The sequence below is a fragment of the Azospirillum sp. INR13 genome, assembly GCF_015390205.1.
In the GTDB taxonomy this organism is placed as follows: Bacteria; Pseudomonadota; Alphaproteobacteria; order Azospirillales; family Azospirillaceae; genus Azospirillum.
Window position 1 is genome coordinate 1 of sequence record NZ_VUOI01000026.1, and the last position, 13,327, is coordinate 13,327.

Annotated in this window: 12 protein-coding genes and 2 pseudogenes; 6 read left to right on the plus strand and 8 right to left on the minus strand. The window is 65.8% G+C overall.

Annotated elements, in window-relative coordinates; translation table 11 throughout:
* Together F1643_RS16875 and F1643_RS16880 are read left to right on the plus strand one after the other, a co-directional pair.
* A partial coding sequence (locus F1643_RS16875; protein WP_194914386.1) for a lytic transglycosylase domain-containing protein occupies nt 1-599 on the plus strand: 599 nt, incomplete at its 5' end.
* Nucleotides 600-705: 106 nt separating this feature from the next.
* Nucleotides 706-1,548: a 23S rRNA (adenine(2030)-N(6))-methyltransferase RlmJ gene (locus F1643_RS16880; protein WP_194914387.1), complete on the plus strand. Its 843-nt coding sequence runs from the start codon at nt 706-708 to the stop codon at nt 1,546-1,548.
* Between the two features lie 116 nt (nt 1,549-1,664).
* Here F1643_RS16880 and F1643_RS16885 read toward each other — a convergent pair whose 3' ends face one another.
* The 8 genes and pseudogenes from F1643_RS16885 to F1643_RS23640 all read right to left on the minus strand — a co-directional run.
* A complete protein-coding gene (locus F1643_RS16885; protein WP_194914389.1) occupies nt 1,665-2,327 on the minus strand; it encodes a phasin family protein in 663 nt (220 codons plus the stop codon).
* A 242-nt stretch (nt 2,328-2,569) separates the two neighbouring features.
* Nucleotides 2,570-3,575 (minus strand): annotated as a pseudogene (locus tag F1643_RS16890) (branched-chain amino acid ABC transporter permease).
* A 4-nt stretch (nt 3,576-3,579) separates the two neighbouring features.
* Nucleotides 3,580-4,467 carry a branched-chain amino acid ABC transporter permease gene (locus F1643_RS16895; RefSeq protein WP_194914446.1) on the minus strand — a complete coding sequence of 296 codons (888 nt, stop codon included), beginning with the start codon at nt 4,465-4,467 and terminating at the stop codon, nt 3,580-3,582.
* A 125-nt stretch (nt 4,468-4,592) separates the two neighbouring features.
* Nucleotides 4,593-5,822, minus strand: a complete 1,230-nt coding sequence (locus tag F1643_RS16900) for an ABC transporter substrate-binding protein (RefSeq protein ID WP_194914390.1) — start codon at nt 5,820-5,822, stop codon at nt 4,593-4,595.
* A gap of 211 nt (nt 5,823-6,033) precedes the next feature.
* Nucleotides 6,034-7,326, minus strand: a complete 1,293-nt coding sequence (locus F1643_RS16905; RefSeq protein ID WP_194914391.1) for a sodium:proton antiporter — start codon at nt 7,324-7,326, stop codon at nt 6,034-6,036.
* 301 nt (nt 7,327-7,627) lie between these two features.
* Nucleotides 7,628-8,101 carry a MarR family winged helix-turn-helix transcriptional regulator gene (locus tag F1643_RS16910; RefSeq protein WP_012974024.1) on the minus strand — a complete coding sequence of 158 codons (474 nt, stop codon included), beginning with the start codon at nt 8,099-8,101 and terminating at the stop codon, nt 7,628-7,630.
* A 156-nt stretch (nt 8,102-8,257) separates the two neighbouring features.
* A complete protein-coding gene (locus F1643_RS23635; RefSeq protein ID WP_370540661.1) occupies nt 8,258-9,034 on the minus strand; it encodes an enoyl-CoA hydratase/isomerase family protein in 777 nt (258 codons plus the stop codon).
* A 70-nt stretch (nt 9,035-9,104) separates the two neighbouring features.
* Nucleotides 9,105-9,413, minus strand: a pseudogene (locus F1643_RS23640) (enoyl-CoA hydratase/isomerase family protein); the annotation flags it as partial.
* 307 nt (nt 9,414-9,720) lie between these two features.
* On the opposite strand from F1643_RS23640, the gene F1643_RS16920 reads away from it, so the two are divergent.
* The 4 genes from F1643_RS16920 (at nt 9,721) to F1643_RS16935 (ending at nt 13,313) form a co-directional block, all read left to right on the plus strand.
* On the plus strand, nt 9,721-10,614 hold the full coding sequence (locus tag F1643_RS16920; RefSeq protein ID WP_194914393.1) for a diacylglycerol kinase family protein: 894 nt from the start codon (nt 9,721-9,723) through the stop codon (nt 10,612-10,614).
* Between the two features lie 19 nt (nt 10,615-10,633).
* Nucleotides 10,634-11,542: a metallophosphoesterase gene (locus F1643_RS16925; RefSeq protein WP_194914395.1), complete on the plus strand. Its 909-nt coding sequence runs from the start codon at nt 10,634-10,636 to the stop codon at nt 11,540-11,542.
* Nucleotides 11,543-11,658: 116 nt separating this feature from the next.
* The gene (gene hemB, locus F1643_RS16930; protein ID WP_255542925.1) at nt 11,659-12,663 is read left to right on the plus strand and encodes a porphobilinogen synthase; all 1,005 of its coding nucleotides are present in this window, start codon (nt 11,659-11,661) and stop codon (nt 12,661-12,663) included.
* A 140-nt stretch (nt 12,664-12,803) separates the two neighbouring features.
* Nucleotides 12,804-13,313, plus strand: coding sequence for a YbhB/YbcL family Raf kinase inhibitor-like protein (locus tag F1643_RS16935; RefSeq protein WP_370540663.1), 510 nt, complete (start codon nt 12,804-12,806; stop codon nt 13,311-13,313).
* The last annotated feature ends 14 nt before the right edge of the window (nt 13,314-13,327 follow it).

The window sequence follows — 13,327 nt, forward strand, 5'->3', positions numbered from 1 at the left end:
GCAACCCCGCCCAGGCCCAGACCGCGACCCCGTCGCTTGCCAAGGAAAGCTGCGTCACCCACGCGGTGGATGCCGAACAGAAGCTCGGCATTCCCTCGGGCATGCTGGTGGCGATCGCCCTGGTCGAAAGCGGTCAGGACGGTGCGCCGCATCCCTTCGCGATGAGCGTGCAGGGCCGTCCCTACTACGCCCGCAACGTCAACGATGCCGCCCGGCACCTGCGCGACCATCGCGGGCAGCTTCGCTCCAACACCTATGTCGGCTGCATGCAGCTGTCCGTCGCCTCGCACCGCGGCGAGTTCCAGCCGCTGGAAAAGATCGTGGAGCCGCGTGACAACGTGTTCTACGCCGGCCAGCTTCTGGTCCGCTTCCATGGCGAGGAAGGCAACTGGAAGACCGCGCTGGCCCGCTACAACGGCAGTTCGGGACGCCGTGCCCAGGCCTATGTCTGCAAGATCTGGCAGAGCCTGTCCGAACTGGATACGCAGAGCGCGAAGCTGCTCGCCTCCTCCCGTTGTGAAGATACCGATCCGGTCAGCGTTGCCCCCGGCACCCGCCGCAGCTTCCGCAATGCCCAGCAGGTCGCCGCGATCAACTGATCTCCGGCCCGAATCGCTCGTTCAGATCCCGCATCCACACCCGCATCGACAATGGCGCCGCCATGACCGCTGGCGCGAAGCGGCGTGATCGGGTAAACCCCGGCGCATGAACTATCGCCACATCTTCCACGCCGGCAACCCGGCCGACGTGATGAAGCACGCCGTCCTGGCGCTGATCCTGGATCATCTGCGCGCCAAGCCGGCGCCCTTCTGCGTGCTCGACACCCATGCCGGGATCGGGCGCTACGACCTGACATCCGAACCGGCCCGCAAGACCGCGGAAAGCGACGACGGCATCGGCCGCCTGTGGGGACGGCCGGCATCCCACCCGGGGCTGGCGCCCTATCTGAACGCCGTGCAGGCTTTGAACCCGGACGGCTCTCTGCGCTGGTATCCCGGTTCTCCTCGCATCGCCCGCGCCGCCTTGCGTCCGCAGGACCGCATGGTCCTGGTGGAACTCCATCCCGACGATGCCCACAGCCTGAAGGCGGAGTTCGCCGGCGACCGCGCCGTCTCCGTCCACCAATCGGACGCCTACACCGCGCTGAAGGCCCATCTGCCGCCCAAGGAAAAGCGCGGACTCGTCCTGATCGATCCGCCCTTCGAACAGCCGGACGAGTTCGCCCGCATGGCCGAAGGGCTGGCGTTGGCCCACCGCCGCTGGTCCACCGGCATCTTCGCGCTGTGGTATCCGATCAAGGAGCGGGCGGCGGTCTGGCGGTTCCAGGACGCGGTGGAAAAGACCGGCATTCCCAAGGTGCTGATCGCCGAGCTGACATGGCATCCCGAGGACACCCACCTGCGCCTGAACGGCTCCGGCCTGCTGATCGTCAACCCTCCCTGGAGGCTGGACGAGACGTTGCGCGCCATGCTGCCGGCCCTGCACGACGCCTTGCCCTCCACCGGCGGCGGCGCGTCGGTGAGTTGGCTGACGCCGGAGGCTTCCTGACCGAGCAAGGCCGGAGGCGTCGTAATGGAGGCATCCGGCGCAGAAAAAGCCCCCGGTCCTTGCGGGCCGGGGTTCAGGTCAGGATGGAGACCGTTCCTTTTTGGATTGGTGGATGCCTAGAAGCGGCGTTCCGTCTGCTGGGCCGCCCCTTCGAGGCGGGCGTTCAGCTTGCCGATGGCGGTGCTGGCGGTGTTCGCCGACAGCTCGGAAATCTTGACGCTGCGGCTCAGCACCAGCTGCATGTTGTCCTTCAGCATCCGGCTCTGCGTCGCGTAGAAATCCGGGACCGTGCGGCTGCGCATCAGCGCGTTCATGCCCTCGGCATTGCGGCTGGCGACTTCCTGGGCCAGCCCCATCCATTCGCGCCAAGCGTTCTGCCAGCCATCGGCCAGCACGCCGCCGCACTGCACCATGACATCCATGGTCTCGCGCGTTTGGCTGGCGACCTCGCCCTGGGCTTCCTTGGACAGGCCGAGAGCGCGCTGCAACTGCTCCGACGTGCGTCCGGCGACGTCGCTGGCCGTCCCCATGACGGTACGGGCGGTGTCGGCAGTGCGGCGGGTCATGTCGGCACCGGCGCCCATCGCCTTCTGGCCGGCTTCCGCGCCGGCATCGGCGGCCTGACGGCCGGTCTCGGCCGCCTCGTCGCCCATCGAGCGGGCGGCGTCGGCGGCGCGGCGGGTGGTGGTTTCCCCAGCGCGGGTCATCTCGTCCACCGTGCCCTTCGCACGGTTGGCGGTGTCACGCGTGGTGGTCGTGATGTCTTTGTCCGTGGCCATGCGGATGCTCCTCGAATACGTTCGTCCGGGTGGACGCCTCTTCCCAAAGCCCGCGTCGGTCATTTTGCTGCACCGCCGCACGCGTTGAGTCGTATAACACCCGACAAGCAGAACGTTCCATGGCGCAAAATAATAATTCCGCACCCATTATTTCGAGGTATGCGGTATCTTGAAACCGTAGTGTCTTTCTTTCGAAACAGTCCTTACTTCACCTGGCACTCTCGTCCAATATCTTTTCCGATTCAGTGCTTCTTCCCCAGCCTCGCCTGGATTTCGCCGGCTATGCCTCGACGGAAGACCAGAACGCAGACGACGAAGATGCAGCCGATCACCACCGGCACCGGCAGACTGGTGGCGGCGAGATAGTTTTCCAGCGTCACGACCAGCGCCGCACCGATCACGGGGCCGGACAGTGTTCCCATGCCGCCCAGCAGCGTCATCAGCACCACCTCGCCCGACATCTGCCACGTCACGGTCGGTCAGGCTGGCGAGTTGGAAGACGATGGCCTTGGTCCCGCCGGCGAGGCCCGTCAGCGTCGCCGACAGCACGAAGGCGACCAGCTTGTAGCGGTCGGTGCGGTAGCCGAGAGACACCGCGCGCGGCTCGTTCTCGCGGATCGCCTTCAACACCTGTCCGAAGGGCGAATGGACCGCTCGCCAGATGATGGCGAAGCCGATCAGGAACACGGCAAGCACCGTGTAATACATCGCCATCGGGTTGTTCAGGTCGAACATCCCGAACAGCACGCCGCGCGGCACGCCCTGGATGCCGTCCTCGCCATGGGTGAAGGGAAGCTGCAGTGCCAGGAAGAAGACCATCTGGCTCAACGCCAGCGTGATCATGGCAAAATAGATCCCCTGGCGCCGGATGGCGATGCCGCCGAACACCAGCCCCAAAAAGGCCGAGGCCGCGGTGCCCAGCAAAATGCCGAGTTCCGGCGGCAGCCCCCAGACCTTCACTGCATGGGCGGTGACATAGGCGGAACTTCCGAAGAAGGCTGCGTGGCCGAAGCTGAGCAGGCCGCCGAAGCCGATCAGCAGGTTGAAGGCGCAGGCGAACAGCGCGAAGCACAGCACCTTCATCAAAAAGACGGGATAGAGCAGTAAGGGTGCCGCCAGCAGGCCGGCGAGAACCACCAGCGCGCCGATCCTTGCCGGCGTCAGGCCCCTGTCGGGGACGGACACCCGTGCGGCGGTACGGGGAGCCTTGGCGGACGCCCGGCCGCCGCTTTGCGAATGAAGGCTCATGCGCTCACCTTTCCCGTCCGAACAGGCCGGCGGGCTTGATCATCAGCACCACCGCCATGATGACGAAGACCACGATGTTCGAGGCCTCCGGATAGAAGACCTTGGTCAGCCCTTCCAACAGGCCCAGACCATAGCCGGTCAACACCGCCCCCAGAATCGACCCCATGCCACCGATGACCACGACCGCGAACACCACGATGATCAGGTTTGATCCCATCAGCGGCGATACCTGATAGATAGGTGCCGCCAATACGCCGGCCAGCCCGGCCAACGCGACGCCGAAGGCGTATGTCAGCGTCACCATGCGCGGCACATTGATGCCGAAGGCCTGGACCAGCACCGGGTTCTCCGTCGCCGCCCGCAGATAGGCACCCAGCTTCGTCTTCTCGATGGCGATCCAGGTGCTGAGGCAGACGACCAGCGACGCCACCACGACCCAGCCGCGATAGTTGGGCAGGAACATGAAGCCCAGATTCTGGCCGCCCTTCAGCGCGTCGGGAATGGGATAGGGCTGGCCCGATACGCCGTACTGGTGGCGGAATGCCCCCTCCACGATCAGCGCGAGGCCGAAGGTCAACAGCAGGCCATAGAGATGGTCCAGCTTGTACAGCCGCGACAGCAGCGTCTTTTCCAGCACCACCCCGAACAGCCCGACGATCAGCGGCGCCAGCAGCAGCGCCCACCAATAGCCGATGCCGAGCTGGGTCAGCAGCAGCCAGGACACGAAGGCGCCCATCATGTACAGCGCGCCGTGGGCGAAGTTGATGACGTTCAGCATGCCGAAGATGACCGCCAGCCCGAGGCTGAGCAGCGCGTAGAAAGACCCGTTGATCAGCCCCAGCAGAAGCTGTCCGAACAGCGCCTGGGGCGGAATGCCGAAAATCGTCCCCATCATGAGCGTCGCTCCCCCTGCCGCCCTCCGCCGCTGCGCCGGCCTTACGACCGATGCGGCGTCGGGGGTGCGGCCCCGTCATGTCATGCTCTGACTCACGTCATGCCTTTACTCGTCTCGCCCTTTTACTTGGGCAGCTTGCAACCGCTCTCTTCGAAGGTGGCGAAGGCCTCCTTGCCGGGGATGGTGCGCAGGATTTCGTAATAGTCCCACGGCCCCTTCGATTCCGAAGGCTTCTTCACCCGCGCCAGATACATGTCGTGGACCATGCGGCCGTTGGGCAGGATGGTGCCGTTCCGGGCGAACATGTCGTTGACCGGCATTTCCTTCATCTTGGCGGCGACGGTCGGCCCGTCGTCGGTGCCGGCGGCCTCGATGGCCTTCAGGTAATGGCGGACGGCGGAATAGCTGCCGGCCTGCACCATGGTCGGCATCTTGCCGTGGCGATCGAAGAACTTCTTGGACCAGGCGCGGGTCTCGTCGTTGCGATCCCAGTAGAAGCCGGTGGTCAGCACCAGATCCTGGGCGACCTGCAACCCCAGCGCATGCACGTCGGACAGGAAGATCAGCAGGCCGGCCAGCTTCTGCTGCCCGCTCTGCGTCAGGCCGAATTCCGACGCCTGCTTGATCGAGGTGATGGTATCGCCGCCGGCGTTGGCGAGCCCCACGATCTTGGCGCCCGACGCCTGCGCCTGCAGCAGGAAGGACGAGAAATCGGCGGTGTTCAGCGGCGCCTTCACCGATCCCACCACCTTGCCGCCGGCCTTCTTCACCTGGGCCGAGGTGTCCGCCTCCAGCTGGTGGCCGAAGGCATAGTCGGCGGTGATGAAGAACCAGCTGTCGCCGCCCTCCTTCACGATGGCCTGACCGGTGCCGACGGCCAGCGCGCGGGTATCGTAAGGCCAATGGAAGCCGGTGGGAGAGCAGGCGTCGCCGGTCAGGCGCGACGTGGCCGGGCCTTCCATCAGGAAGATCGTCTTCTTTTCCCTCGTCACTTCCTGGACCGCCAGCGCGACGCCGGAGTTCGGCACGTCGACGATCACGTCTACCCCGTCCTGGTCGATCCACTGGCGGGCGAGGTTGGATCCGATGTCGGGCTTGTTCTGGTGGTCGGCGGTGATGATCTGGATCGATTTTCCCAGGATCTTGTTGCCGAACTCCTCCGCCGCCATGCGTGCGGCGACCGCCGATCCTTCGCCGCCGAGATCGGCATAGAGGCCGGAGCGGTCGTTCAGCACACCGATCTTGACCATGTCGCCGGACAGCTTGCCCTGCTGGGCATTGGCCGGTCCCGTGGACAGGACACCGATGGTCAGGGCGGCCAGGGCGGCACCGGCCAAAAGACGTGCGATCATGCGTGAATTCCTCCCCCTCAGCGTTGCGTTGCGCGTGGTTTCGGGTGACTTGCCGGACCGGTTCGTCAGGCGGCCTCCCCGCGCGGTCGCGCCGGCCGATCCGTCCGGTTTTCCGGAACCGTCTGGCCATCCGCGCCGCCGCTTCCCAACCACTATGCAGGGGCATCACGTTGTAAGCGAAGCGGAATTTCAGCTTCGCAAACAATTTTCATCAAGGGTCGGGCGAAACACCCGCTTTTTCCATTCGGGGGTGTATGGACGAAACCGGAGGCGGCTCCATGCCCTTCCGGCGCCGATCGATCCGTCGCATGATCGGCGTCACCGTCGTGCCGTGGACGAGAATCGAGAGAAGCACGATCAGCCCGGTCACCGCCCACAATGCGTTCGGGACGTCGAACTCGGCGGTGTTCAGGGCGTAGGCGACGTAATAGATGCTGCCCATGCCGCGGATGCCGAAGAAGCCGATGGCCAGCTTCTCCCCCAACGGCATCGGCACGCCGGCCAGCCCGGCCACCCCCGCCACCGGCCGCACCAGGAACAGGATCACCACGGCCGCACCGACCGCGCTCCAGGACAGCGCGTCGATCAGCCCGTGGACGAGCGTGCCGCCGAACAGGACGAGCATCAGCATCATCATCAGCCGCTCGGTCTGCTCGACGAAGTCATGCAGTCGCTCGTGATACTCGCTGTCCCGCTCGGCATCGCGCAGAGCCACCGCGGCGACGAACACGGCGACGAAGCCATAGCCGCTGGCCAGTTCGGTCACCCCATAGGCGATCAGCGTGATGCCGAGCGATACGAAGCCGTCGCCGGTCCGCGACAGGTTGGCCCGATTCGGCACCCTGAAGGTGACATAGCCGAGGAACCGCCCGATCAGCCAGCCGACGCCGACCCCGGCGGCCAGCCGCCAAAGGACGTCCAGCATTGCCCAGTGCGTCAGCATGTCCCAGGGCGGGTTGTTGTTGAGCAGGGCGACGCCGATGGCGAGATGGACGAAGGGAAAGGCCAGCCCGTCGTTCAGCCCGGCTTCCGACGTCAGGCTGAAGCGGATCTCGTCCTCCTCCCCCGATTGGGGCGGGCCGACCTGGATGTCGGAGGCGAGAACCGGATCGGTGGGCGCCAGCGCCGCCCCCAGCAGGATCGACGCCGCCAGCGGGAAATCCAGCCAATACCAACCGATCAAGGAGATCATCAGGATCGACAGCGGCATGGTGATGCCCAGCAGCCGCCATGTGATGATCCAGCGCCGCCAGCCGATGCGGCGGTCCAGCTTCAGCCCTGCCCCCATCAGCGAGATGATGACGATCATTTCCGTCAATCTCTCCGTCGCCTCCGGGAAGGCCAGCGGCACCGGATTGTCCAGCCGCAGAAGGCTGAAGACCGCGAATCCCAGCGCCACGCAGATGATCGGCAGCGACAGCGGCAATTCCTTCAGCACCATCGGCAGCCAGGCCACCAACAGGATCAGGAAACCGAGCCCAATCAAGAGGACGATGTAGGACATGCGCCGCCTGTTCCAGTAAATGCCCCCGAAACGGTCTGCTGTCTGGACATCGTCCGGGCGTGCAGGAACCGAATCCCGTCAACGCGAAAAGACGTTGAAGGGTTCAGCGACAAAAATGGAACACTGCGGAAAGACTGCGAAGATGCCGGCTCGTTCGGCTTTGCTTCCCTGCCCCGTCCCGCCGGTGTTCAACGGGAAACGTCCAAATCTACACAAGGGAGTGCGAAGGGATGGGAAGCGTGCCAGCATGCCGCCCGCGGGAGCCGGAGCCGCGGGGGCCGTCGCAAAAACCAGCCCTTTTTCAGGCCGCAGACGTCATCGGAAAGCCGCTGTAGTCGAGCGACGCCGACCAGAAGCGTTCCAGCTTGCGCAGGGTCTCGTTCGCCTTGGTCAGTTCCTCGTCGCTGAAACCGGCCTTTTCCAGGGCGGCCAGATGACGTTCGAACATGACGCTGATCTTCTCGCGCAGGTCCAGGCCCTTTTCCGACAGGCGGACGCGGACGGACCGGCGGTCGTGCGGAGAGCGTTCCTGTCCGAGATAGCCGTTCTCGACCATCTTCTTGACGTTGTAGGAGACGTTGGAACCCAGGTAATAGCCGCGCGCGGTCAGTTCGCCGACCGTCATCTCGTCTTCACCGATATTGTAGAGGATCAGGCTCTGGACGTTGTTGATGTCCTGAATCCCAAGCCGGTCGAGTTCGGTCTTGAGCACTTCGAGAAAGTGGCGGTGAAGCCGCTCGATCAACAGAATGCTCTCGTAATAGGGTTTGCGCACCGCGGTCTCCTTTGGCTCTAACCGGCCGTTCCCCGCGCAAGGACGATACCGGGACCTTAAAGCGAGATTAACCGATCATTCGTCGGCAATCATCCTAATAATTCCGGAAAAAGTCTGGCACAACCCGTCTGTACAGGCCCCTTTCGCCGGGTGCCCTCATCCGAATGTTTTCGACCGGGTGGAGGCTCCGGCATAGCCGGAACGGAGTGGCCCCGAAGTCCGCGCCGGGGCCGCTCCCACAGCCATTGCGTCAGTCGCGGAACACGAGATCGCCGCCCGCGGGTTCGCGAAATGACGCTCCACGTCGGACGGTCCGACATCGACCAGATCGGCCGGCTTCCATTTCGGATTCTTGTCCTTGTCGACCAGGACTGCGCGGATGCCTTCGTAGAAGTCGTCCCCGGCAAGGCAGGCGAGGCTGAGGCGGAGTTCCTGCACCATGCAGGCTTCGAAATCCAGCTTGGCCCCGCGGCGCAGGGCCGCCAGCGTCACCTTCAGGCTGGTCGGAGACACCCGGCGCAAGGTGGCGACCTGCCCGGCCGCCCACTCCGTCCCCTCGGCCTCCAGCGCCTTGACGATCGCCTCGACGCTGTCGAAGGCGTAGCAGCGGTCGACGGCGCCGCGAATCGCGGTCACCGACGCCTCGCCGGCCTCGCCGCGACGGGCCGCGACCGCCTCGTCCGCCGGGACGCCGGCTGCCAGATCGTCGATCAGCGCGTCGATCTTCCCGCTCGGCACGAAGGCGTCGGCTGCACCGATCGCCAGCATGTCGGCTGCCTTCAGCCGGTCGCCGGTCAGGCCGAGCCAGATGCCGGCCTGTCCCGGCAGCCGCGGCAGGAAATAGGTACCGCCGACGTCGGGATAGAGGCCGATGCCCGTCTCCGGCATGGCGAACAGGGTGCGTTCGCTGACGATGCGGTGGCTGCCATGCACCGACAGGCCGACACCGCCCGCCCATGGAAATGCCGTCGATCAGCGCGACATAGGGCTTGGACAGCCGCTTGATCAGCCGGTTCAGCACATATTCCTCGCTGAAGAAGGCGCGGACCGGCGCCGTGTCGCCGCGTCCCTCCTTCGCGGCCTTGCCGGCCTCGTACAGGCTGACGACGTCGCCGCCGGCGCAGAAGGCCTTCTCTCCCGCGCCGCGGATCACGACGGCCTTGACCTCCGGGTCGGCGTTCCAGGCCCGCAGCTGCGGATCGAACAGCCTGATCATGCCCAGCGTCAGGGCGTTCAGGGCCTTCGGCCGGTTGAGCGTGACGAGGCCGATCGCGCCCCGGCGTTCGAACAGAATCTCAGCAGCGTCGCTCATCGTCTTGTATTTTCTCGATTATCGTTGGAAATCGGGCGGTGACGGGCCGCCTGCTCCGTCCACTCCCGATGCATCGGGCGAGGCTTGCGGCCGCCGCAGATGATACGGGAGCCTGCGCCCCTGTCAAACCGGCCATACGGTGCCGGATGTTCGCAGGTGCCGCCGCTCAGCCGAATAAGGAACTTCGCCCCCCTTGGACCGTTGCGCTCACGCTCTCATCTGTTTTGCACAGCCCCGAGACGCAGATCCGTTGGCAGTTCCACAGAAGGTTCGACGCCATGCCGCTTCACAATCCGGCCGGTCAGCCATGAAGGTCGGTATCATCCTGAACCAGCAGGCCGGCTCGCTGGTCGACCGCCCCTTGGACGGGGCCAAGCAGGCGATCCGCGCCGCCTTCGAGCGGCGTGGCGCCGAGGTGGACCTGCACAGCGTCGATGGCGCCCAATGCACGGAGACGATCCGGCGCGTGTTGGACTCGGACGCCGAGATCGTCGTGGTCGGCGGCGGCGACGGCACGCTGCACAGCGCGGTGAAGCTGGCTCTGCCCACCGGCAAGACGCTGGGGGTGATTCCATTGGGCACTCTCAACCTCTTGGCACGCGATCTTCACATTCCGCTCGAACTGGAAGCCGCGGCTGAGGCGCTCGCCGCCGGCCGGGTTCGCGTCATCGACGTCGCCGAGGTGAATGGCGAGCCCTACACCAACAGCTCCATCCTCGGCTTCTACCCCCAGGTGGTGCAGGAGCGCGAACGCCAGCGCAAGCAGCACCGGTTGCTGAAATGGCCGGGGGCCGCGCTGGCCCTGGCAAAAACGCTGTACAAGCTGCCGCTGCTCGACGTCCGCCTGGATTGGGGCGAAGGGCCGAAGCGCATGCGCACGCCGATCCTGGTCGTCTCCAACAATGTCTACGATGACGGCTTCGGTCTGGTCCTGACTCGCCAGTCGCTGGATGCCGGAAAACTCGGGGTCTACGTCGCCCGCGAACGGAACGCCTTCGCGATGCTTCGGTTGATGGGACGGCTGGTCGCCGGATCCTGGAAGCAGGACGAGGCGCTCGACACCTATGCGGTCACCAGCCTGACGGTCCACAGCCGCCGCCATCGCCTGAAGATGGTCAACGACGGCGAGATCCGGAAGCTGCACGCGCCGCTTCACTACCGGATTCGCCCAGGAGCCCTGAAGGTTCTGGCCCCCGGCTGAGAGAAAGGATGAAGCTGGCGTGAAACGGCTCGCTCACATTTCCGACCTGCATTTCGGGCGAATCGACGCCCGTGTGGTCGACGGCCTGCTGGCCGATCTGACGGCCCAGGCACCCGACCTGATCGTCATCTCCGGCGATTTCGTGCAGCGGGCGAAAGCACGCCACTTCGAGGAAGCGCGCGCCTTCCTGCAGAAATTACCCTTTCCCTACGTGGCCGTACCGGGGAACCATGACATCCCGGTTTATAATGTGTTCAAGCGCTTCACCGACCCGTTCGGCCATTACCGGCGCTACATCACCAGCGATTTCAGCCCGCTGCATATCGACAACGAGATCGCCGTGCTGGGCATCAACACCGCACGCCCCGTCATCATGGATTTTTCCGAGGGGCGGATGAACAGGAGGCAGATCGCCCGCGTGCGCGAGGTCTTCTGCGGCATGCCGGACACCGTGTTCAAGGTGCTGTTCACACACCACCCCTTCCTGCCGCCGCCGGACCTGCCGAAGACCCAGCTGGTCGGACGGCACAAGCTGGCCCTGCCGGCGCTGGAGAGCTGCGGCGTCGACCTGCTGCTGGCCGGCCATCTGCACAAGGCCTATTCCGGCGACATCATGAGCTTCCACACCCAGATCGCCCGCTCGATCCTGGTGGCCCAGGCCTCCACCGCGACCTCCACCCGGCTGCGGAACGAGACCAACGCCTACAACCTGATCACCGTCGACCAGCCGACCGTGACCTTCGAAGTGCGGTCGTGGGAGGGTGCTGCCTTCGCCGGCGGGCTGGTGTCCACCTACCGCAAGCAGGGACACCGCTGGACCCTGCAGGCACAGGACACCGGATTCCGTCCCGTGACCGGCGACACGGTCGCCGCAGCCTGGGAAACGGCCGACCGCCTTTCAAGCGGACACGAACGGGACAGGGCATGAGGCCTGCGCAAGGCTGCCGGCCCATCCCAAAGGACCGCGGGCGCCCCCATGGCTTGAGTTCACTATGCGGGAAGGCGTAGGATCGCCGCACTCGTTCTAAGTGCATGGTCTTCCCGATGCCGATCTCCCTCCCCGCCGCCTTCCCGCGCACCCGTCTGCGCCGCAACCGCGCCGACGCCTGGACCCGCCGTCTGGTCGCCGAGAACACGCTGACCGTCGACGATCTGATCTGGCCGGTCTTCGTCATCGAGGGCGAGAACCGTCGGGAGGCCGTCGCCTCGATGCCCGGCGTGGAGCGCCTGACCATCGACCTGCTTTGCGAAGCGGTGGCGTCGGCCGGCTCGCTCGGCATTCCCTGCATCGCGTTGTTCCCGGTCGTCGGCTCGGATGGCAAGTCGGAAGACGCGGCGGAGGCTTACAACCCGGAAAACCTGATGAACCGCGCCATCCGCGCGGTCAAGGCGGCGGCGCCGGAAGTCGGCATCCTGGGCGACGTGGCGCTGGACCCCTACACCAGCCACGGCCATGACGGCCTCCTGCGCGACGGATACATCCAGAACGACGAGACCGTCGACGTCCTGATCCGCCAGGCATTGTCGCAGGCGGAGGCCGGCGTCGACATCGTCGCCCCATCGGACATGATGGACGGCCGCATCGGCGCCATCCGCGACGCGCTCGACAAGGACGGCTACCATCTGACCCGCGTCTGCTCCTATGCCGCCAAATACGCCTCGGCCTTCTACGGCCCGTTCCGCGACGCGGTGAACTCCGGCGGGTTCCTGAAGGGCGACAAGACCACCTATCAGATGAACCCCGCCAACACCGACGAGGCCCTGCGCGAGGTCGCCTGCGACCTGCAGGAAGGGGCGGACATGGTGATGGTGAAGCCGGGGCTGCCCTATCTCGACATCATCCGCCGGGTGAAGGACCAGTTCGCGGTTCCGACCTTCGCCTATCATGTGTCGGGCGAGTACGCGATGCTGCGCGCCGCATCGGCCAATGGCTGGCTGAACTACGACAAGGCCCTGCTGGAGACGCTGATGGGCTTCAAGCGCGCCGGCTGCGACGCCATCCTGACCTATGGCGCGGTGGACGCCGCGAAGCTGCTCAAGCAGGGCTGAGCAGTTCGGGGCCATCTTTGAGCCGTCCGGGGCCGCGGAGCGATCCGCGGCCCTTTATCGTCGGGGGCATCCCACCCAGCGGAGACGCCCCGATGAACCCGACCATTATCGCCCGCCCGGCCATGCTGGCAGCCCTGCTGATGACCGCCGCTCCCGTTGCCGCCTTCGAGCTGCACAGCCCGGACTTCACCGACGAGTCGCCGATCCCGGAGCGCAACGTCTTCGCCGGATTCGGCTGCAGTGGCGGCAACCGGTCGCCAGCCCTGAGCTGGACCGAACCGCCGGCCGGCACCCGCAGCCTCGCCATCACCATCTATGATCCCGACGCCCCGACCGGCAGCGGCTGGTGGCACTGGCTTCTGTACAACCTCCCGGCCGACATCCGCGACCTGCCCGCCGGCGCCGGAGATCCGGCGAAGCCGATGCTGCCTGCCGGCGCGGTACAGAGCCGCACCGACTTCGGCACCACGGGCTATGGCGGCCCCTGCCCGCCGCAGGGCGACACGCCCCATCGTTATGTCGTCACCGTTCACGCGCTGAAGGTGGACAGCCTGCCCCTGCCGGCCGATGCGTCGGGCGCCATGGTCGGCTTCAACCTGAACGCCGCCACGCTGGCGAAGGCGACGCTGACCGCCCGCTACGGCCGTTGATCGCCCGCCGGCCT